This is a genomic window from Candidatus Enterococcus huntleyi, from assembly GCF_009933175.1.
Taxonomy (GTDB): Bacteria; Bacillota; Bacilli; order Lactobacillales; family Enterococcaceae; genus Enterococcus_K; species Enterococcus_K huntleyi.
The window spans coordinates 132,214-153,631 of record NZ_MAEJ01000032.1 but is presented as its reverse complement, the minus strand read 5'-3'; the positions used below and the strand labels follow the sequence as shown (position 1 = coordinate 153,631).

General features: G+C 38.0%; 18 protein-coding genes and 1 pseudogene. 6 read left to right on the top strand and 13 right to left on the bottom strand.

Annotated elements, in window-relative coordinates; translation table 11 throughout:
• Positions 1-27: 27 nt before the first annotated feature.
• The 3 genes from mprF to BAU15_RS15225 form a co-directional block, all read right to left on the bottom strand.
• Positions 28-2,610: a bifunctional lysylphosphatidylglycerol flippase/synthetase MprF gene (mprF, locus tag BAU15_RS15235; RefSeq protein ID WP_420022134.1), complete on the bottom strand. Its 2,583-nt coding sequence runs from the start codon at positions 2,608-2,610 to the stop codon at positions 28-30.
• 323 nt (positions 2,611-2,933) lie between these two features.
• On the bottom strand, positions 2,934-4,490 hold the full coding sequence (gene rny, locus BAU15_RS15230) for a ribonuclease Y (RefSeq protein WP_161843648.1): 1,557 nt from the start codon (positions 4,488-4,490) through the stop codon (positions 2,934-2,936).
• A gap of 435 nt (positions 4,491-4,925) precedes the next feature.
• Positions 4,926-5,801 carry an AraC family transcriptional regulator gene (locus BAU15_RS15225; RefSeq protein WP_161843578.1) on the bottom strand — a complete coding sequence of 292 codons (876 nt, stop codon included), beginning with the start codon at positions 5,799-5,801 and terminating at the stop codon, positions 4,926-4,928.
• 117 nt (positions 5,802-5,918) lie between these two features.
• Between BAU15_RS15225 and BAU15_RS15220 the strand changes: the two genes are divergently transcribed.
• Genes BAU15_RS15220 through BAU15_RS15200 form a run of 5 tightly spaced genes read left to right on the top strand, consistent with a single transcriptional unit; the run spans position 5,919 to position 10,094 of the window.
• Positions 5,919-7,541, top strand: coding sequence for a glycoside hydrolase family 43 protein (locus tag BAU15_RS15220; protein WP_161843577.1), 1,623 nt, complete (start codon positions 5,919-5,921; stop codon positions 7,539-7,541).
• A complete protein-coding gene (locus tag BAU15_RS15215) occupies positions 7,534-7,959 on the top strand; it encodes a PTS sugar transporter subunit IIA (RefSeq protein ID WP_161843576.1) in 426 nt (141 codons plus the stop codon). Before BAU15_RS15220 ends, BAU15_RS15215 begins: the two co-directional genes overlap by 8 nt.
• A gap of 18 nt (positions 7,960-7,977) precedes the next feature.
• Positions 7,978-8,484, top strand: coding sequence for a PTS sugar transporter subunit IIB (locus BAU15_RS15210; RefSeq protein ID WP_161843575.1), 507 nt, complete (start codon positions 7,978-7,980; stop codon positions 8,482-8,484).
• 1 nt (position 8,485) lies between these two features.
• Entirely contained in the window at positions 8,486-9,277 is a 792-nt protein-coding gene (locus BAU15_RS15205; RefSeq protein ID WP_161843574.1) for a PTS mannose/fructose/sorbose/N-acetylgalactosamine transporter subunit IIC, read from the top strand.
• A complete protein-coding gene (locus tag BAU15_RS15200; RefSeq protein ID WP_161843573.1) occupies positions 9,261-10,094 on the top strand; it encodes a PTS system mannose/fructose/sorbose family transporter subunit IID in 834 nt (277 codons plus the stop codon). The genes BAU15_RS15205 and BAU15_RS15200 overlap by 17 nt, the downstream gene beginning before the upstream one ends.
• Positions 10,095-10,238: 144 nt before the next feature.
• Here the strand turns inward: BAU15_RS15200 and recA are convergent, their stop codons facing one another.
• The 6 genes from recA to yfmF form a co-directional block, all read right to left on the bottom strand.
• The gene (gene recA, locus BAU15_RS15195; protein WP_161843572.1) at positions 10,239-11,282 is read right to left on the bottom strand and encodes a recombinase RecA; all 1,044 of its coding nucleotides are present in this window, start codon (positions 11,280-11,282) and stop codon (positions 10,239-10,241) included.
• A 124-nt stretch (positions 11,283-11,406) separates the two neighbouring features.
• The gene (locus tag BAU15_RS15190; RefSeq protein WP_161843571.1) at positions 11,407-12,654 is read right to left on the bottom strand and encodes a competence/damage-inducible protein A; all 1,248 of its coding nucleotides are present in this window, start codon (positions 12,652-12,654) and stop codon (positions 11,407-11,409) included.
• Between the two features lie 304 nt (positions 12,655-12,958).
• The gene (gene pgsA, locus BAU15_RS15185; protein WP_161843570.1) at positions 12,959-13,537 is read right to left on the bottom strand and encodes a CDP-diacylglycerol--glycerol-3-phosphate 3-phosphatidyltransferase; all 579 of its coding nucleotides are present in this window, start codon (positions 13,535-13,537) and stop codon (positions 12,959-12,961) included.
• 114 nt (positions 13,538-13,651) lie between these two features.
• On the bottom strand, positions 13,652-14,563 hold the full coding sequence (locus BAU15_RS15180; RefSeq protein ID WP_161843569.1) for a helix-turn-helix domain-containing protein: 912 nt from the start codon (positions 14,561-14,563) through the stop codon (positions 13,652-13,654).
• Positions 14,564-15,036: 473 nt separating this feature from the next.
• A complete protein-coding gene (gene yfmH, locus BAU15_RS15175) occupies positions 15,037-16,329 on the bottom strand; it encodes an EF-P 5-aminopentanol modification-associated protein YfmH (protein ID WP_161843568.1) in 1,293 nt (430 codons plus the stop codon).
• Positions 16,322-17,590, bottom strand: a complete 1,269-nt coding sequence (yfmF, locus tag BAU15_RS15170; protein WP_161843567.1) for an EF-P 5-aminopentanol modification-associated protein YfmF — start codon at positions 17,588-17,590, stop codon at positions 16,322-16,324. The genes yfmH and yfmF overlap by 8 nt, the downstream gene beginning before the upstream one ends.
• A gap of 157 nt (positions 17,591-17,747) precedes the next feature.
• On the opposite strand from yfmF, the gene mscL reads away from it, so the two are divergent.
• Positions 17,748-18,194, top strand: a complete 447-nt coding sequence (gene mscL, locus BAU15_RS15165; protein ID WP_161843566.1) for a large conductance mechanosensitive channel protein MscL — start codon at positions 17,748-17,750, stop codon at positions 18,192-18,194.
• 91 nt (positions 18,195-18,285) lie between these two features.
• Here the strand turns inward: mscL and BAU15_RS15160 are convergent, their stop codons facing one another.
• The 4 genes and pseudogenes from BAU15_RS15160 to BAU15_RS15150 all read right to left on the bottom strand — a co-directional run bounded on the left by BAU15_RS15160 (position 18,286) and on the right by BAU15_RS15150 (position 21,408).
• Complete coding sequence (locus tag BAU15_RS15160) at positions 18,286-19,308, bottom strand: NAD-dependent epimerase/dehydratase family protein (RefSeq protein WP_161843565.1); 1,023 nt, start codon at positions 19,306-19,308, stop codon at positions 18,286-18,288.
• Positions 19,309-19,747: 439 nt separating this feature from the next.
• Positions 19,748-20,326, bottom strand: coding sequence for a TetR/AcrR family transcriptional regulator (locus BAU15_RS15155; protein WP_161843564.1), 579 nt, complete (start codon positions 20,324-20,326; stop codon positions 19,748-19,750).
• A gap of 252 nt (positions 20,327-20,578) precedes the next feature.
• Entirely contained in the window at positions 20,579-20,740 is a 162-nt protein-coding gene (locus tag BAU15_RS15635; protein WP_202622754.1) for a hypothetical protein, read from the bottom strand.
• Positions 20,733-21,408, bottom strand: a pseudogene (locus BAU15_RS15150) (zeta toxin family protein). Before BAU15_RS15150 ends, BAU15_RS15635 begins: the two are co-directional and overlap by 8 nt.
• Positions 21,409-21,418: the final 10 nt, after the last annotated feature.

Below are 21,418 nucleotides of genomic sequence, written 5' to 3'. Positions count from 1 at the left end.
TTACTTTGTCTTAATTTACGTGTGGCATTATACTTCAATCATCGCTTCTTCTGCTACTGTGATTCCTTTGGTTTTACCGCGACCGATTAATAACAACAATTGTCCGGCAGTCAAGGTAAAGCGACTATTCTTCATATAGGCAAAATAGCGACCTTGCCAGGCATCAACGTAATTATTTTTGGCTTCATAATTATCTTGGAAACCATAAAAGGACGTGCCATAGTTATAAATGATATGCATAATCTTCTCTTCAAAGAAGGAAAAGCGAGTATCGCCAACATTAACCAGTGGGGCCATACCCAAATCAACTTCTTTTTCCCCTTGCTGTTTATAATACTCCATTAAATGGGCAATCAAAAAATCAGGTAAACTAGCAGGCTGACCCTTCGCTACACGTAATAAATCGTAGGATGCGACCTGATTGTTGACTGGTTGCTGAGTAATAAAACCGACTATCTTATTTGCTGGATTGCGGACAATCCCTACCCCACTTTTATTTATATAGGTTTCTTCAAAGCGCCCGACAGAAAAATATTTTTCTGCCTGTCCATCAAGCCATTCTGTCGAAATAAGTTTTAATTCCTGATAAATTTCACTAGGTAAAACTGGGTAAAAAGTAAAATAAAACCCTTCTTTAAGTAACTTCTTCAATTCGAAAGTCTCGGTAAAAGAGGGAAGATTTTCTTTTTGCAAATGAACAATCGCGGCCTCACCAATCTTCACAAAATGAAAGCCTAAATCGTGCAAAATCACAATATATTGTTCAGAAATTTTATGGAATGCCAACTGATACCCCAACTTATCTGCTTGAGTCATAAATGCTAAGGTCGCTGCCTTCCACTTGTCTTGATTTCCAATCGGATTACCTAAAACAAAGCATTTATTGCCTTTCATTTGATAACCAAAGACCACTTCATCCAGCCCATCTTCTTGGTAATAAAAGTACGTATACCCAGGTAACTCTAGGTAATGACTAGCGTTGGTACCGCCATATCGATGAAGAAGTGCTTCAAACCGCGGCTCATCTAACTCTTTTCCTAATGGAACATCGGTGCTCGCTAGGTATTGGTATAACGTCACTAGTGCGAGTAATGACACTCCTAAACCAACCAAACCGGAAAACCAGATATCATCCGCGGGAAATAAAAAGAATTTATTTGAAATTAATTTACCCGGAAATGCCTGTCCTTTATTACTGAAATAGCCAGCCACCGCATAGGCAATAAAAAGAAAGCCAAAAAGTAGCCCATCTGCAATGATTGCCTCCCAAGAGTAAACAAACTTTTCTCGATAGAACTCTTTTCTAGAGATCCAGACTGCTAAAACAATCAGTAAGTAGACGATGATTAAACGTAGCGAAGTGGTCCGCAGAATAGTATTTACAATCCCGAAGCTTAATAAAAAAATCGTCGGCCAAAAAGCTTTTTTTACTTTCATCGAAAGTCCTCTAGCTAAGCCTAGTAGCAAAAAACCTACCAATAGATTCAAGGTTTGATCTAAAAAATTAAAAGAAAATGGTAACAGAAACTGGAAAACTTTACTAATAGCTGACAAATTAGTGACTGTCGAGAGTAACACCATCATAATCCCCGCAAAATACACGGCAGCTACTACGATGCTATGGGCAATTTTTTGAGAAAATAAATGTGGCAAATCATCGAAGAATCGATTTACCTTGACCCCCGCATGCGTCAAAAATAAAATTAACCCAGATAAAAAAGGCACTAGATAATAAAATAAGCGATAATACAACAGCCAAACGACTGCTGTGTCCTGATTTACCCCTAATTGGCTCATCCCTAAAATCATCAACACGTCGAAGGTCCCCATACCACCAGGCACCATTGTCAACATACCGATCAGCGTAGCAATAATGAACATCGGATAAATATCAACCATTTGGATAGGCACCGCCATTAAATGACCGATAACTAGAAAGACAGCCAGCGCACCCGTCCACTGACCGAAAGAAGCACTAATTAATCCAATAATCCCTTTCGGTACAAATTCTTTGAAGAGTGTTTTCCTCTTTAAATAGACTAGAAATATCAAGCCTGGTGCGACGAAACTGCCGCCTGCTAGCCAGAACCAGTAGTTTAAGAAAAGAGTGTTCTTATGAATAAACAAACTATCCACATAAGTCAGAAAAGCCCAAATTGATAAACCTGAAAGCATAAATAACGCAACTTTCGAGACCGTCGCTAGGACGCGTTTTTTATCAGTCCCTGCTCCATAAAACTTCGCGCGCAAGCTAGCTCCAATCACGCCACCAAAGCCTGCTAAATTATTGATAGTATTCGTTGTCCAAGCTGCCACAAACCATTCTTTTCGCGCCATCTTAGGTTTCCCTTGTTTTTCTAGCACACGGACAGTCACCCAGTCATACAACAACATCGGTAGCACACCTACCAGACCTGTCAACATCATCAACAGTAAGTTTAATTTATTTTGTTGTTTCATTGTTTCTAAAATATCATGCCAGCTCATGCCATGGGCAATATTTGCCACCTGACTTGAGACAAAAATCAAAATCGAGCCAAAAAATATCAGTTTAAGTATCAGACTATGCTTTTTGGCTAGCTGATAAAATTGTTGCATTCTCTTTTTCACAATACAGACTTCCTTCGTTATTTTTCATGTTCTTACATTCCAGAGCTTTTAAACCTAGTTTCGCTAATTCCAAAAAAATACCCTCTATCAAGTAATTTCGCCTAATTTATGTACTTAATAGTAGCCTATTCTGGTCGTATTTGCCACTGATTCAAAATAAGGAAATAGACAATGTAGGTAGACTGTCAGAAAAAAACACAACTACGCGTGAACTAGATAAATCAACGTGAGAAATAGCTGCCGAAAAATTATACTCACAGAAAAGCGAAGAAAAAAACAGAAACCCTATTGCTAAGGTTTCTGTCTCTATTGTTTGTAATAAATTATTTCGCATAGTCAGTGACGCGTGTTTCACGAATCACAATGACCTTGATGTGACCTGGATAATCCAAGTCATCTTCAATCTTCTTACGGATATCTCTGACTAAACGAACCGCATCTAAATCAGAAATTTCTTCTGGTTTAACCATAACACGAACTTCACGTCCAGCTTGAACAGCGAAGCTTGATTCAACGCCTTCAAAGCCATTTGAGATATTTTCTAAGTTTTCTAAACGACGAATATAATTTTCTAATGATTCGCTTCTCGCACCTGGTCTTGCCGCAGATAATGCATCAGCAGCTGCTACTAAAACAGAAATGACAGAAGTCGCTTCGACGTCTCCATGGTGAGAGGCAATCGCATTAATCACTACTGAATTTTCTTTGTATTTGGCAGCAAGTTCAGCACCAATCTCAACGTGAGAACCTTCAATTTCATGATCTAACGCTTTACCGATATCATGTAGTAAACCAGCACGTTTTGCCAATTGGATATCTTCGCCTAATTCAGCAGCTAAGACGCCCGTTAATTTGGCTACTTCGATTGAGTGATTTAAGACATTTTGTCCATAACTTGTACGGAAACGTAAACGTCCTAGAATCTTGATTAAATCTGGATGTAACGTATGTGCGCCAACTTCGAAAGCTGCTTGTTCGCCATACTCACGAATCCGTTCATCCATTTCCTTACGAGATTTTTCCACCATCTCTTCAATACGAGCTGGGTGAATTCGACCATCTTGAATTAATTTTTCCAAGGTCATTCGAGCAATCTCACGACGAATTGGATCAAAACCTGATAACACGACCGCTTCCGGCGTATCATCAATAATTAAATCAATCCCAGTTAGTGTTTCCAGTGTGCGGATGTTTCGACCCTCACGACCGATGATACGACCCTTCATCTCATCATTTGGTAATGTGACAACAGAGACCGTTGTTTCAGAGACTTGATCAGCTGCACAACGTTGAATAGCTAGAGAAAGTAAGTTTTTCGCTTTACGATCTGCTTCTTCTTTTGCCCGTTGTTCAGATTCTTTGACCATGACTGTTAATTCATGATTCAATTCCTCTTCTGTCTCTTTCATGATGACGCCTTTTGCTTGATCTTTAGATAATCCAGCGATTCGTTCTAATTCATGTTTTTGTTCTTCAATTAATTTTTCAACTTCTTTTTCTCGCTCGTCAATTAATTGCTGTCTGGCACCAAGTTTTTCTTCTTTGTCTTCCAGTGAGTTTTCGCGTTTTTCGATAGAATCATCTTTACGATCTAAAGATTGTTCTCTTTGCAGCAAACGATTTTCTTGTGCTTTAACTTCTAATTTGCTTTCTTTCAGCTCACTTTCGATTTCTGACCGATACTTTTGGTTTTCTTCCTTAGCTTCCAACAAAGCCTCTTTTTTTAGGGTTTCTGCTTCTTTGCGTGCACCTTCTAAGATGCCTACAGCAGAATTTTTTGCACCGTCAATCTCTTTTGTATGACGAGATTTTTCGAATACAAAGCCTAAAACAAGGCCGACAATTAAACCGATGATAGCGAGGAGAATAGTAAGTCCCATTGAATCCACCTCCATACTATCTTTCTTTTTCATTAAATTATTATTGTAGTTTTTTGATAAACTATTTTTAATTATCAATATGCCTACTTGCATATGTGTGATTAGACACTACTTTATTCTAATGTTTGTAAGGGTGAGTGTCAACTTTAATTACGGAGAGTCTTACCTGAAATTGCCCTCAAATTGATTAGATAAAGCCTCCAACCCTAAAATTTTTTTTTGATAATGAAACTATCTGTTATTTTTAGCGTTTTTCTTATGTATTTCTAAACTTTTTTGTTATTTATAACAAGTGATTAATCGCTTACAAAAATTTTAAAGATTAAGCTTTTGAATTGTTCTTTCCTCAAAAGAAACGAATCACTCCCTATTCTTCTTTTTAGTCATATCTCCCTTCACAAATACCAAAAATAAGTAGCACTCAACTTAGCTTTATTATGTCTCCCTTTGTTTTATTTTATAATGCAACGGTGAAATCCCACTCCATAATTTGAACTGACGACTAAAATGACCTGGATTACTATAGCCAATACGTTCCGAAATATCTTCAATAGAAGAAAATGGATATTGTAATAATAATTTAGCTTCTTGATATTTAAGCTCATCAAGGTATTTTTTGGGTGAGACACCATAGACTTCTTTAAAAACCTGGATGCCATGATTGTGGCTGATACCTATCTCATTAATCAAGCAACTAATGCTTAATAATTCTTTATTTCTATGACTTGGGTTATTCGTATACCATCTAAAATTCTGTTTGATTTTTTGTGCTAATTCTTGAGCATAAATAAAGCTTGAAGAAGAGGTTTTATTATCAGTTAAAAATAATTCCGAGAGTACAATTAGTAATTCCGTAAAAACAGTCTGTGTTTTTAGCTTATCAATTACGTCATACGGAGTATCCTTATCTAGCATATCAATCCACTGCTTAATGACTTCATTAATTTTGTCATATTCCGTGTAATCTTTAGTAATAATTAGGGGTAGGGAATTGACCAAAGCATATTTTAAACTCGGTTCATCAATATGAAAATGAATACAGAAATACGTTAATCCACTTTCGCTTTTACAAATATTATGATGTAACAGCTTAGGTGGCAAAATAATAATGGCATCTTTTGTAAGGCAATGATCAACCCCGTTAATAATAGACTGTTGTTCACCTGCAATTACTTTAAGTATTTCGAAAGAGTTATGGATTTCCTCGCCAACATCCCATTCTTTTTTGACTGTTTGTTTATGTGCTGAGGTTAATCGAATAGATACATCTTGATTAGGTAACATTTTGATATTTGTGAAATCGGCTTTCATGAAAAAGACCTCCAGATTAAAAAATGGTAAAAAAACAATGATTTATGATATTCTCATTGGCTACCTTAATATATATAATTCATTTTAAGAAAGCGGTTTAAAAAAGGAGTGCACAAAATGATTATAAACCCAATATTAAAAGGATTCAATCCAGATCCGAGTATTTGTAAGAAAGGAGACACTTATTACATTGCTGTATCAACATTTGAATGGTTTCCAGGCGTACGCGTATATAAATCGAACAATTTAAAAGATTGGACTTTTGCAGCTACTGTTTTGACTAGAACAAACCAACTAGATATGTATGGAGTTCCAGATAGTGGAGGTGTTTGGGCTCCAAGCCTAACTTATCATGATGATAAATTTTGGTTAATTTACTCAAACATGAAAGAGCATCGAGCCTTTAAAGATGTTCATAATTATTTAGTTACTTGTGATGAAATCGATGGAGATTGGTCTGATCCAGTATTTTTAAATAGCAGTGGATTTGATCCTTCCCTATTTCACAATGAAGATGGCAAAAAATACATGTTAAACTTAATTTATGATTATCGAAATTATAACCCTTGGTATGGCGGAATTGCGATTCAAGAATATTCCGTAACTGAACAAAAGCTGATGGGTGAAAAACAAATTATCTTTACTGGAACTGACCTTGGAAAAACAGAAGGACCTAATCTATTTTATAAAGACGGCTATTATTATTTAGTTACTGCTGAAGGTGGCACTAAATATGAACATGCAGTCACGCTTGCTCGAGCGACTTCTATTTACGGACCTTATGAAGTTCATCCAGAAAACCCAATTTTATCTACTTGGTCTGACCCACGAAATCATATTCAAAAGGCTGGCCATGCAGACTTCATACAAACTGATTCTGGAGAATGGTATATGACTTATCTTATGGCTCGGCCAATCAAAAGAAAAGGAAAATCCATTTTAGAAGAACGAGGTTTTTGTCCATTAGGAAGAGAGACAAGCCTAGCAAAAATTTATTGGGAAAATGATTGGCCCTATGTACAAGGAGGGAGAATCGCTCAAATAGAAGTACCTGCACCAAAAATCTCTACCACAGAAGGACTCGAACCAACTATTTGGGATGGTAACTTCTCAGTTTCTGAATTACCAAGTGAGTTCCAAACATTGAGAGTCCCTTTTAACGAAACGATGGGTACTCTCTCTCAACGTCCAGGATACTTACGTCTAATTGGCGGCGAATCACTCTATTCTGTTTTCCAACAGTCACTAGTTGCCAGAAGATTCGAAAGTTTAAATTTCACCGTTGTAACTCAAGTTGAGTTTGAACCAGATAATTTCCAACAAATGGCTGGAATTACTTGCTTCTATAATACTAAGAACTGGATTTCTTTATACATTTCCCATGATGATGTCTTAGGAAGAGTCATTGATATTATGCAGTGCGAAGGACAAGTGATGGATTGGCCACTTAAAAAAAATAAAATCCCATTAGATGATGGCCCAATCTACATGAAAGTTGTAGTTACCCCGGATAAATTGTCTTTCTACTTTTCACAAGATAACCAAGACTGGATAAAAATCAATAAAGAAGTAGATACCTACAAACTATCTGATGATTATATTGCAAAACCCTTCACTGGTAGTGTTGGAAGTGCCTTTACTGGAAGCTTTATTGGTTTGCATTGTAATGACTTATCTGGAGGGAGGAAAAGCGCGGACTTCAAGTTTTTCAATTACATTGAGGAGGACACAAATGAATAAAAAAATTGCGATTGTAACCCATGGACACCTTGCAACTGGTTTCGAAAGTGCCTTAAACCTTTTAGTTGGCGAGCAGGCAGATGTACAACTAAAAGCTATCGCCGCGTACTTAAGCGACGAAGAAGATTGGCAAGAGACACTAAATACATTCTTTACTACGCCATCTCCACAAGATCTAAACATCATTTTTACTGATTTATATGGTGGAAGCGTCAATCAAAATGCTTTTTTAGCCTATGGGGATGCACCAGTAACGATCATAACAGGAACCAATTTACCTGTAATTATGGAAATATTACTGACCCCGTTTGCTGATATTTCTGACTTCCAGAAAAACCTGCCTGCAATTTTAGAAGGCAGTCGCACGCAATTAAGAGTTACTAAAGCTGAAGAAACAAACGAAGACTTTTTCGATTAAAAATAGGAGGACAATAAGATGATTGTAGCATTACGTTTAGACGACCGATTAATTCATGGACAAACAGGTATGATGTGGACAAAAGAATTGGGCGTACAAGGAATTGTCGTAGCCAATGATAATGTAGCAAATGACAAGACACAGCAGATGGCTTTAAAAATGGCCACACCAAATAATGTAAAAGTAATTATTAAAAATATTATGGATACGATTCAATTATTAGAGAACCCGAAAGCACAAGGAATGAAAATCATGATTCTTGTCAATAATTTAGATGATGCCTTAACACTGAGCAAAAAATTTCCGGAAATTGACTATATAAATCTGGGCAACTATGGCAGAATGGTTCGTTCTGACTTGAAGCGAATCAGTATTTTGCCTGAAATGAGAATTACTCATGAAGATTACAAAAAAATCGAAGAGTTAGAAAAAATCAATTCTAATACTTATTTCCAAATGCTACCTAGTGACAAAAAAAGTAAATTAACTGACTTAGTTAAAGAGTCAGATTTTAAGGAGGGGTAATATGGTAGGAACAGCAGCATTATTAGCACTAGTAACTTTTATAACTTTTGGTGGTAATTGGTTACTCGGACAAAGCATGCTTGATCGTCCCATCGTTGTGGGATCTTTAGTAGGTTTAGTCTTAGGTGATGTGGAACAAGGTGTACTTATCGGCGCAGCTTTAGAGGCTGTTTTCATGGGAGCCGTAAATATTGGCGGTGCAGTTTCTGCAAACCCATGTGTAGGAACTGTCTTTGGAGCAGGCTTTGCAATTATTTTAGGTGGGGGAAACGAAGTCGCTTTAGCTTTAGCACTACCTATTGGAATTTTGGCGGCTTATGTCGAAACTTTGATGAATGTAGTAATGAGTATCTTTGCACCCACGTATGACCGTTTAGCAGCTGAAGGAAATGATAAAGCTATTTTCCGTATGCATTATTCTTTATGGGTACTGAAATTTTCAGTATTTCCAATTATCGTTTTCATCTCAGTATTAATCGGTTCCAGTGCAGTTGAAGTGTTCGTAAATAGTATTCCTGAAGTAATTATGAATGGGCTGCAAGTCTGTGGAGGTTTATTACCAGCAGTTGGGGTAGCTATTCTTTTAAAAATGCTTTGGACAAATTCTTTAGCCATATACTACTTCTTAGGATTTCTAGCTGTGGCTTATCTAAATATTCCATTAATTGCCTTAGCAGGATTCGGTTTAATCTTTGTTATCACAATGGGTATGAATGATTTTAGATTTACTAAACTCAATACAGTAACTACTGACAAAGTAGAACTTTCAGAGGAGGATGAATTCTTTGGCTAAATTTGAGAATATAAGTTCAGATGAGAAAAAAATGATTCGAAAAATGTTTTTTAGATCTTTTTCATTATATGCAGACGGTAGTTTCGCAAAGTCTGGTGGTGTTAACTTTTGCGTATCTTTGATGCCCTTTATTAATAAATTCTATACAAACGAAGAAGATCGCAAACAAGCTCTACAAAGACATATGACTTGGTTTAATACAACTGGGAATGTCGTTCCTTTTGTCATGGGTATTTCAGCAGCAATGGAAAAAGAAAATAGCCTTAAATCAGATTTTGACGTAGAATCGATCCCTGCGGTTAAAACAAGTTTAATGGGGCCTTTGGCTGGTATCGGTGACTCAATCTTTTGGGGAGTTTTGCGAGTATTAGCAGCAGGTATTGCTATCAATATCGGACAACAAGGAAATATCCTAGCACCAATTATATTTTTAGCTTTATACAATATCCCTTCTGTGATTGTTAGATATTACAGTGGATTTATGGGGTATAGTTTAGGTGCTACCTACATTCAGGAGCTTTACGATAAGGGATTAATGGACATACTTACTAAAGCAGCCTCTACACTAGGACTGATTATGGCTGGTGGTATGACTTTTAACACCGTTTCCTTTAAAACAACCTTAGAATATGCTGCAGTAAAAGATAATCCATTAGTTATTCAAGATATCCTAGATCAAATATTTGTTGGGTTAGTTCCACTGTCTGTTACGTTACTTTCTCTATATTTTATGAAAAATAAAAAAGTAAATTTAAACTGGATTATCTTAGTTATTGTAATTATTTCTATGCTTCTCTCAGCATTGGGTATCGCTTAGTACACTTTATAAAAAAATACGCGAACATCTTCATGAAGTAGTTGAAGGTGTTCGCGTATTTTTTTTAGTTATAGACCAGACATCAAAAAAGTACCCGTGATAGTTTTATGCTACCACTGGCACTTCTTCATTATCTATTTGGATTTATTCTTCGTCTAATGGTAATTCTTCTTGGCCTTCTTCTACTAATGTTGAGCCATCGCCAATGCCGTATGCTTCACGGACACGAGCAGAAACCTCAGCCATCATCTCAGGATGAGCTGTCATGTAGACTTTGACATTCTCACGACCTTGACCAATACGATCTTCTTTGTATGAATACCATGCACCACTCTTATCAACGATATCTTTCTCGACAGCCATATCTAATAGCTCGCCTTCTTGAGAGATTCCTAAGCCATACATCATATCAACTTCAGCCACTTTAAATGGTGGCGCTACTTTATTTTTTACGACTTTAATTTTTGTACGGTTCCCGATGATATCTGTTCCTTGTTTTAATTGTTCTGCACGACGAACTTCTAAACGAATCGTTGCGTAGAATTTCAAGGCACGTCCACCTGGTGTAATTTCTGGGTTCCCGAACATGATGCCGACTTTTTCACGAATTTGGTTAATGAAAATAGCAATTGTTTTGGTTTTATTAATCGAACCTGATAATTTACGTAGTGCTTGTGACATCAATCGAGCTTGTAATCCGACGTGACTATCACCCATCTCACCATCAATCTCGGCACGTGGTACTAAGGCTGCTACTGAGTCAATAACAACAATATCGACAGCACCACTTGAAACCAAAGCATCAGCGATTTCTAAACCTTGTTCACCTGTATCTGGTTGAGAAAGAAGCAATTCATCAATATTAACCCCTAATTTTTGGGCATATTGCGGGTCTAAGGCATGCTCAGCATCAATAAAGGCTGCTGTTCCGCCATTTTTTTGCACTTCAGCGATAGCATGAAGCGCAACAGTTGTTTTACCTGAACTTTCTGGTCCATAGACTTCAACGATTCTGCCACGAGGATAACCACCGACACCTAAAGCTACATCAAGAGCTAGAGAGCCACTTGGGATAACCGAAATTTGTTGGTCTATCTTATCACCTAGCTTCATAATAGAGCCTTTACCATAATTCTTTTCTATTCTTTTTAGTGCAGCATCTAAGGCTGCTTTACGATCATCTGCCAATCGGATAATCCTCCTTATAGTTAAACGTACTAGCTAAATTCACCAGTTACGTTTCTTTTCGATAAAACTATCATAGCTTTTTTTTTTCAAAAAATCAAGAAAAACCGAACAAATATTCGCATTTTTATTTTTCTGATAAAATGGCTCGACGAATCAAGTCTAATCCTTTCATTACCGCACTTTTTTGCACATAAGCACGATTTCGGTTGAACTGATAGCAATTCGCTTCAACTGTTCCATCTTTCTTTGCTAAGCCAATCCAAACCGTTCCAGCTGCTTGACCTTCTAGCGCATCTGGACCTGCGACACCGGTAAAGGAGACCGCAAAATCAGTTTGTTCCAGTTCTAGGACTGCTTGCGCCATTTCTTTTGCACAGGCTTCACTGACGACTCCATGCTTTGCAATTGTCTCTTCTTTGACCCCTAAAACGGCTACTTTCGACTGAGGCGAATAGGTCACCATGCCACCTGGAAAGACTTCAGATACTCCTGGAATCCCACCTAAGGTTGATTGGAATAGACCTGCAGTCAAACTCTCTGCCGCAGTCACCGTTTGATCTGCCTGACGTAATAAATCTACCACTACCGCCGCTAAACTATTGTCATCACCATAGCCGTAGAAAAACTCGCCCACTCGAGCCATTATCTTCTCTTCGGTAACTTTTAACAATCGCTCTGCCTCAGCTTCATCAGCTGTTTTGACGGTAATCCTTAGAGTCACTTCATTTTCTTTGGCATAAGGCGCAATTGTCGGATTCGTTTGTGTTTCAATCAACTCTGCTAAATCCGTCACCAGTTGGGATTCGCCAATCCCATAGAAACGCAAGACTGTCGAATAAAGTTTCTCGTCAGCAGGGAAAACTTTCGCCAACTCAGGAATCGCGCATTGACGAAACATTGGTTTCAGTTCACTAGGCGGTCCCGGTAAAAGTAAATACGTACTTTTATCGCCTTGATATAACGAACCCACTGCTAGCCCATTAGGATTTTGCAACGTAATACTCCCTTCAATCGTCAATGCTTGTTGTAAATTATTTTCTGTCATCGCGCGGTTTGATTTCTTAAAAAATTCTAGTAAAACAGCATAACCTTGTGGATCTTGAACGAGCGGTTTCCCCACATGCGCCGCCACAACTTCTTTCGTTAAATCATCCTCAGTTGGTCCTAAACCCCCGCATAATACAACTAAATCACTACGTGTATCAGCTAAAACTAATAATTCCTCAATACGCGCGCGGTTATCGCCTACCACCGTTTGATAATACACATCTAATCCTAGCCCTGCTAACTGCTCAGATATAAACGTCGCATTCGTGTTAACCACCTGACCCAATAGTAATTCGGTTCCTACCGCAATGATTTCTGCCTTCATAATTTTTCCCTCTTCCACAAAGTAATATACGCCAAGAAAATAGATTTATTTTTTTAGCGGAATTTTATTGCCTTTTTAGATCACCTTTTTGGCTCACTGGTTTCGCAAACTTTTTCTTTGGCTTTCTTCTCAACCTTTTTTGATTTATTTCAGTAAAGTTTCAGGTCTCTTTTTGAGCGAGACTCAACTTTCTTTATTTTAACAAAAAAAAGAAGCTAACACCTAGCTTCTTTACTCTGATTGGACTCAAATAATCATTTTTCTATTTTCAAGCAACTTTTTATTTAGCTAATCAGTCAAATTATTACATGGAACCCTTGAAGACATGGCTATTTTTGGCAAAGTAGTCAACTCCAGAATAGATAGTAAACACTAAGCAAATGTACAGCATGATGTCTGCTAGTGGCAGACTGATTAAATTAAATGGCACATTGTCGATCAATAATAAGATAATCGCTACCATCTGTGTCGCCGTTTTAATTTTTCCAGGCCAGGCAGCCGCCATAACTTCGCCATCTTCGACTAATAATAAACGCAAACCAGTAACTGCTAATTCACGACAGACAATAATCGCTACGACCCAACTAGGCGCTTTGTCTTGACCGACGAGCATAATAAACGCCGTCATCACTAACATTTTATCCGCCAATGGATCGGCAAATTTCCCAAAATTCGTGACCAATCCTTGAGAACGAGCAATCTTTCCGTCCAACCAATCTGTAATGCTGGCTACGGCAAAAATAATTGCGGCCACTAAATGCGTAATTTCCAAGTGAACCTCGCCCACAGTTAAGCTACCCCAGTCGAGATTCAGCGCCAAAATCACTATGAATATGGGAATCATAAAAATACGTAACACCGTTAATTTATTTGGTAAGTTCACAAAAATACCCCTCTCTTGCTCTCTCTTATTTTACGTGAGAAAGCCAAAACTTTCCACTAAAGTGACAAGAACACTCAAGAAAAGTTAGGCCAAGTTCGCCTAACTTTCTCGTTTTTATTGTTGATAAGTCACCGTCAAATTAACGTTCTTTCTTAACGCTTCATTTTTCGGATTAAAGTTGACCGCTTCATTATTGGCCTTAATTTTGACATTCGCTCCTGCACCGATGACGATTGTTGCATTGGCAAGATTCTCAGGTAGCGTCGTTGACTGCTTTTCATCAGGCTGTAAAGTATATTGGTAAATGTAGGCACCATCTACCATAATCCCAATCCAACAAATGTCATTTTGACCTTCAAAATCAAGCTTAATCGGACTTGTTGCTTCCGCAAAGGTCATATTAACATCATCCCCCGCTTGACTATCCAAAGATATTTTCATCTTAGGCTCTTCTGACTCGGTGGTTGAAGACTCTTGCGTCGTGCTCTCTGTTGAAGAGCTACTTGTTGATGTTTCTGCCGTTTGACTGCTACTTTCAGTCGTTTCAGTTGTCACTTCATTTTCTACACTCACCGATGAAGCCGGACTGCCAATAATCGGATCTGATTGTCGATTTTGCCATGTATAATAAAAAACAACAATTAAAATAGCTAATGCAACTAGTCCCAGCGCAATTGCTGGTAAACTTCTGACAAAACGACTTGGTGTGTGTTCATCTTCATAAATATCTTTTCTTGACCCATTCGCAAGCTCCGGTTCAGGTCGTTTGATCCGGTCTACCGGGTACAAATCTTCTTCTCCGTTAAATACAGCAACTAAATGTTCCCCATCTTCGCCCACCGCGTTCGCATATTGTCGAATAAATGCGCGCACGTAAAAAGTTCCTGGCAATGAGTCATAATTATCTGATTCAATCGCTTCTAAATAGCGTTTTTGAATTTTCGTCATTTGCTGCAGTTCATCTAACGAAATATTTTTATCTAAACGGGCTTGCCGTAATTTATCTCCTATATATCCATTGGCCACTCGCTCATCTTCTCCAGTCTAATTTATTGCATCCCCTAAAACTGAGGCAATTTTGTCATTTATTTATGCTTATTCATCCATCTGATACAGCATTCTACTGTTGGCCGTTATTTATTACACCGCTACTCTTTCAATGAGTGCAAGAAACCGGCCCAATTATTACTCATTTTGGCTTCGTAAGCTCTATTATACGCAATAAGTTCCTGATTTAACGAAACTTATGCACACTAAATTTGCTGTCCACTTATTTTCAAGGCCATCTTTTGAACCAATTCTCGTTCAAATTAAGTCTGTCAAAAACGTTGGAACAGATTTCTGACCTCTCTAAGAATACCACAAAATAGGCGAGCTGGGGATAGGTTTCTTATAAGTCTAAAACGAAACTTAATAGTTTTTCAAGGTTATAGAAAAAGCCGACTGAAAATCATAGGCAGTCGGCGAATTTCAGTCGAATAATACGCTATTTTTTGTGCTTATTTTTTAGGATACATGTAGAATCGACTACAGTTTTCAGCTTGCACAAATGACTCTGCGACAGCCATGACATCAGAAAGTTCAATCGACTGGATGACTTCTGGCATATCAAAGAGCGTGGTGTCACCAAACAAGCTTTGAGTAAATTGATTGGCAATATATTCGAGCGAGTTTAATGATTGGAAATATTTCCCTAACATTTTTTTCTTTAATAACGTCAAATTCTCTTGGTTAATTTCTGGATTTTCTTTAAAACCTAATAACACTTCTTCAATTTTATTTGCGGCTTCCACTGGCTGATCCGCATCGCCACTGAAGTCGGCAAAATAGAAACTACGATCCAAATTAAATTCAAAGCCAAACGAGTCATCGATTACGCCTGAATTATACAGATTTAAATAACTTTGAGAGGTATTACCCAACACCAACTGCATAAATAAACTCATAGCTAGCTTAAAGCGCAATAATTCGCGGCCTTCTTCTGGTAATTCCGCTGTACCTTTGATGCCTAAAACAAATTTAGGTCGTGACACAGCCATTTCTAATTGACTTTCTTTGATTAAGTCAGTCGGGCCTTCTTCAGGAAAATGACGGACAATTTCTTTGACTGGCGCAAACTCTTTGGCCGCTTGATTTTCACGGATAGTTGTCATCATTTCTTCAGGGTCCATTTTACCCACCACAAATAACGTCATGTTACTCGGATGATAAAATGTTCGATAACAAGTGTACAAATCCTCCGCAGTGATTTCGCCGATGCTTTCAATCGTCCCCGCAATATCAATATGCAACGGATGTTTCGGGTACAGGTTGCCCAAAATCCCGAAAAACAAGCGCCAATTTGCATCATCTTCATACATCTGAATTTCTTGACCGATAATGCCTTTTTCCTTCTCCACCGTCTCTTCAGTAAAATAAGGTGCTTGCACGAAATCAATCAACGTTTCTAGATTTTGCATCACTTGATCGGTGGTCGAAAATAGATAGCTCGTCTTAGTAAAGCTGGTAAAAGCATTAGCGGAAGCACCTTGTTGACCAAACAATTGAAAAACATCGCCGTCTTCTTTTTCAAACATTTTGTGCTCTAGAAAATGAGCAATTCCATCTGGCACCTTAGTCAATTCCGTTTCACCTAATGGAATAAATTCATTATCGATTGAGCCATAATTGGTACTAAACAAGCCATACGTTTTATGGTACTCATTTTTTGGCAATAAATAGACTTGTAAGCCATTTGGCAATGTTTCTTGGTACAAAACTTCATTTATTTGTTCATAATATGTTTTATTCATGGTCGCTCTCCCCATCTAAAAAGAATACCGCTTGTAGCTTGATTTGTCGGGCAACGGCTTGGACTTCAGCCACTGTCACACCCTCCAATAAAGCTAACCAAGCCTCATCTGTTAGCTCCGTTTCCGGCAGCCATTGATTAATATAATTCGTTTCAATCGCTGATTGCGGGTTATCTAAAGATAACAGGTACTGATTTCTCAGCATAGCCTTCGTTTGAGCCAATTCCAAATCGGAAACTTCCCCTTGACGCAGACTTTCCAGCTGCTCAGCAATTAAATGCATGACCTTATTGCGATTTACGCCGTCAATGCCCGTTTGAACCGTCATATAGCCTCTAAAGGTATCGACACTACTAGAAGCATAATAGGCTAAGCTCTCCTTTTCACGGACATTCATAAATAATTTAGAATGCGGGAAGCCGCCAAATAAGCCATTAAAAACCATCAAGGCAAAGCGTTGCGTTTCACCATAATACACATCTGTCGAATATGCCAGATTTAATTTCGCCTGAGTAATTGCTTCTTGCTCCTGACGCTCAGCAATCACATTACTGACTGGCTGTTGATAGAAAATCTCAGGCTTACTAGTCGCTCTCGGCGCAAACGGCAACTGACTGATTAGCGCCGTCGCTGCTGCCTCATCGACATCCCCAACCATGAAAATATCCACTTGGTCAGTAGCCATCATCTCATGGTAATAGGCCGCCAACGCTTCTGCTGTCAACTGTTCCAGAGCTTCGACGGTCCCAAAACTAGGAATTCTTTGATGTGCATCCTTATCAAAATACAATTCCTGTAACGAGTAGGATGCATAAGTTTGCTTATCCTCTTTTAGACTCTCTAAATACGCTCGCATATTCTCTTTTTCTAAGGCAAAGGTTTGCGCTTCGAACGCGCCCTCTTTGATATTTGGATAGAATAGGACCTCTTTCAAAAAGTCTACCACCTCAGAAAGTAACTGTTCATCGGAGACATATTTGCCATTCACCACATTTAAGCCAACATTCAGCCAATGCAGATTCCCCTTTTTACCCACATTCAAGCCAAAGCTAGCGCCATATAATTCGGCCAAACGAGCACTTAATTTTGTTTGATCAGGATAATTCAAACTATTTGTCTCCAGTAAACTGCTCAACAACGTCCGTTTGGTACTCGTTGCTTGATCCAATCTCGCCGTAAAACGAAGAAATATTCGCAAAGTTTTATATTTTTTGGTCGGTAAAAGGTGGAAATTTACGCCATTTACTAATTCTGTCATCATCTATTTAAAATCTCCTTTACACTTTTTTCACGTATTATCAATTATAGCATAGCTCTGCAGGCTTTGAGGAATTTTACAACTAGTAAACGTTTATTGGTTCAAATTTCACAAGTTCTTAGTTATACTAGGGTGTAGCAATAATAAAGGAGGAAAATTTGTGCTTAAAGAATTCAAAGAATTTATTACAAAAGGCGACGTCTTAGACTTAGCTGTTGGGGTTGTGATTGGGAGTGCTTTTACTGCCATTATTAACAAAATTGTTGAAGGCCTAATCACGCCACTAGTCGCTTTAATCATCTCACTCTTCACAAATGGGAAAGATTTGGAGGAAGCCGCTTCTATTTTAGATTACTCACCAGTCAAAGGGGTTAAGTTTGCCTTCGGTGATGTGATTACCGCGATTATTACCTTCCTGATTACAGGATTTGTGCTATTCATCGTAGTCAAAGTCGCTAACCGCGCCAAAAATCTTCGCAAAAAAGAAGAAGAGGAAGAGTTACTTGAAGAAACACCCGCTGTCGAAATCTACCTCAGCGAAATCCGCGACTTGTTAGAACAACAAGCCAACAACTCTTCAAACAATCATCAACCACCATTAGGGTAAAACATTTTTATAACGTGAAAGAAACCAGCGCATGCCTCAGGATTAACTGAGAGTGCGCTGGTTTTTACGTTTAAGTTATACGACCCTATCCTTATGATTCTTTGCTAAGCTGAATCTGACCTTCCTCCTTCAACCAGATAACTTCGTCGCGAATAGTCTCTGAGAATGGTCTCGTGGTGTAGCCTAATTCCTTTCTTGCCTTACTGCTATCAAAGGCATTGTTGCGGACTAAATTATACAACATTAATTCTGTAAATAAGGGCTCTTTCTTTGTTATTTTTTCCATTAGAACGCCGCCTTTTACAATCAGTTTTGCAACAGCCATAGGCAGAATCGTCCGGACAATCTTCACGCCACTTGCCTCACTGATATATTGAAACATCTCCTTCATAGAGACCACTTCATTTCCAAGAATATAGCCTTCCCCAATCCGGCCCTTGTCTACACAAGCAATAGTTCCTGCTGCAAGATCTCGGACATCTACTGAGTTAAATGAGCCCGGAATGCCCATCTTAGTTTCCCCATTGCAATACTGAATGATGAAAGTCGAAACTGGGCCATGCGCATAATCATTCGGTCCACAAATTCCAGTCGGATAGACGATTGATGCCTTTAATCCTTGATTCTTCACCGCATCCATCACAAGCTGCGTTGCCATCGCCTTCGTCTTGCCATAATAACCCACGATATCATCCATTACAAAAGCTTCCGGCTCCTTCATCGCCGTTCCGTGCGGAAGCTCCGAAACCGTTCCAGTCGAACTAACAAAAACCAATTTTTCGACATTCTTGCTCAAACAAAAATCAATAATATTCTGCGTGCCATCCACGTTGACACGGCGGACTAATTCACTTGGTTCTTCTTTTAAATAAACGATACTTGCGCAATGTATACAGACAATATTCTCTGCGTCGACCTCGAAAAATCGCGCCAAAGATTCTTTATCAGTCAGATCTCCGTGGATAATATCAACGCCTTGAGGAATATGTTTTTCCGCTGGATCGCCTTCTAATACTAGGCCACGAACCTTGCAGCCTGCCTCAATTAACTGTTTTGCTATATTATTTCCTAAAAATCCTGCTGCACCTGTTAATAAATAAATTCTGTTTGCCATAATGCAGACCCCTTTCTCTTTTAGCTTCAATGATTACTTAATAAACACGTTCATGTTTTCGATTATACGCATGGACCAAAACTATTCAATCAGCAAAGCTGTTCGCAATGTTTTGAAATCGACACTTTAGCAAAATCTGTTGGAATTTTAGCCGATCACTGGAAATTAATTTAACAAAACTTGGCAGATAATGACTATCGCTTTCTTCCAATTCTCACTCACAGACAAACAAAAAAGCAGCTAATCAGATTCAATTAACTGCTCTAAGGTTACCTAGTTTAGCTTGTTACACTGTTATATTACCGCTGAAAAAATACTTTCTATGTCTGGAATCTAGAACTCTATCTAGATCCTCATTTGTGTTTGAAGCTTATAATACTTGTAACATCCGATTGCTCCACTCTAAAGAAAACGAATAGGGTTCATCAATCCAACGCTTCTATTTAACTATTTCATGCTGAAAAACCTCTAGACAATACTCTGAAATCCGCTTTGACAGCTCTTCAGTCGCTTCTTGCCGATCCGTCACCAACCAATAATAAATGAGACCAAAACAGCCAGTGCTTGTAAAAACAAATTTCTGTAGAAGATGGTTGTCCGCAGAATCTTTCACTTCTTTTGTGAGCAGTTTTTCAGCAAGAACCGTTAAAATATCCTTTTGCAGACTCAAATCTCTGTTGTTACTTAACAGAATCAGAAACATGTCTTTTTTGGAATCAATATAATCCAAGATTTGCTTAATCAGAGAATATAAACCCTCCGCATCATAATATAGCTTACGCTCCCCACTTTCGGCATCAATCCAAGAGAGCATTTCTTCTATAATTTCCTTCTCAAGCTTTTCCATTTGATCATACGGATTTGAAAAATACCGATAGTAAGTCGACCGATTCAAATCAGCATGCGCACATATTTCCTTTACAGTAACCCGCGAAAGTGGCTTTTGCTCCAAAAGCTGTAGAAAGCTCTCTGTGAGTAAAAGTTTCGTCATTTTTATCCTTCGATTCTCTTTTTCCATCCCTAATTCTCCTTTATTCACTATCGATAGAACCATCAAATACATCTATAACCGCGCGATCAGAATAAGTAACTATTCTGTTTGTTTGCTAAAATAATCTCCATTATACTACAGAAACGCCCGGAAGAAAGAGCTTACATTCGTTGGGTAACAAAATTATCAGGAGGAGACACGGAAAAATGAAGCGTCCCACTTATCTATACGCAAAAAGGGAACCCCGATATAGGCTCCCTTCGAACAATAATTTTCATTTTAGTCATCTAATCCAACTAACTTCCTTTGTTTGCGATTGGATTCGTCTGCTACATGTTTAAATACTGTCTTCACTTCTTTGATGGTCCCATTATCGAGTAATTGTCTAATGCTTTGCCCATATTTATCTACAATTCGCTTAACTTCTTCTTTTTCATCCATGGATTCGCTCCTCCAGTTCTTCCAGTGTATAAGGTCAAAGGTAAAGATAATTCAATATTGTCTGCTGAAAAATGAGTTTCTGAAATATTATTTTGATAGTCTTTAACAATTAAGTTTAATAATATTTCTGGATGTCTTTCTTTTACTTTTTTAATATTTGCTCTAGATTGAAAAAAGGCATTGATAAATGTATTTTTTGGTACAAACCTTCCTTCAACTTGCTCTCTTTTCTTAGTGAACCCCCATGCTATTTCTGGTTGCTGATAGACATAAAAAATGGTTATTGAAAAATTATTTTTTAATACTCTTACTATATTTTTATCCGCACTAGGTATAGCAAATGTTGCATCTAAAATAAATGAATATCCTTGTTCCAACACATATTTTACGGACTGCTCAACTAACCACGATGAACCTTTTTGAAATAAGCTTGAATTTTTTCCATTATAATCAGGGAATTGCGTTCGAAAATAGTCTGCATTAATTACAACATAGTTTTCATAACTTTCAGTCAAACTAAGCACAACCTCTGTTTTACCCGCCCCAGGGCTTCCTGCCATAAAAATGGCTTCCCTGTCAAACAAGGTTTTTTTGCCTTTTACAATATCTGAAATAAATCTATCTTTATTTGTTTTAGCAAATGCTAAGTATTTATCCACACTATTCAAGTGACCCCTC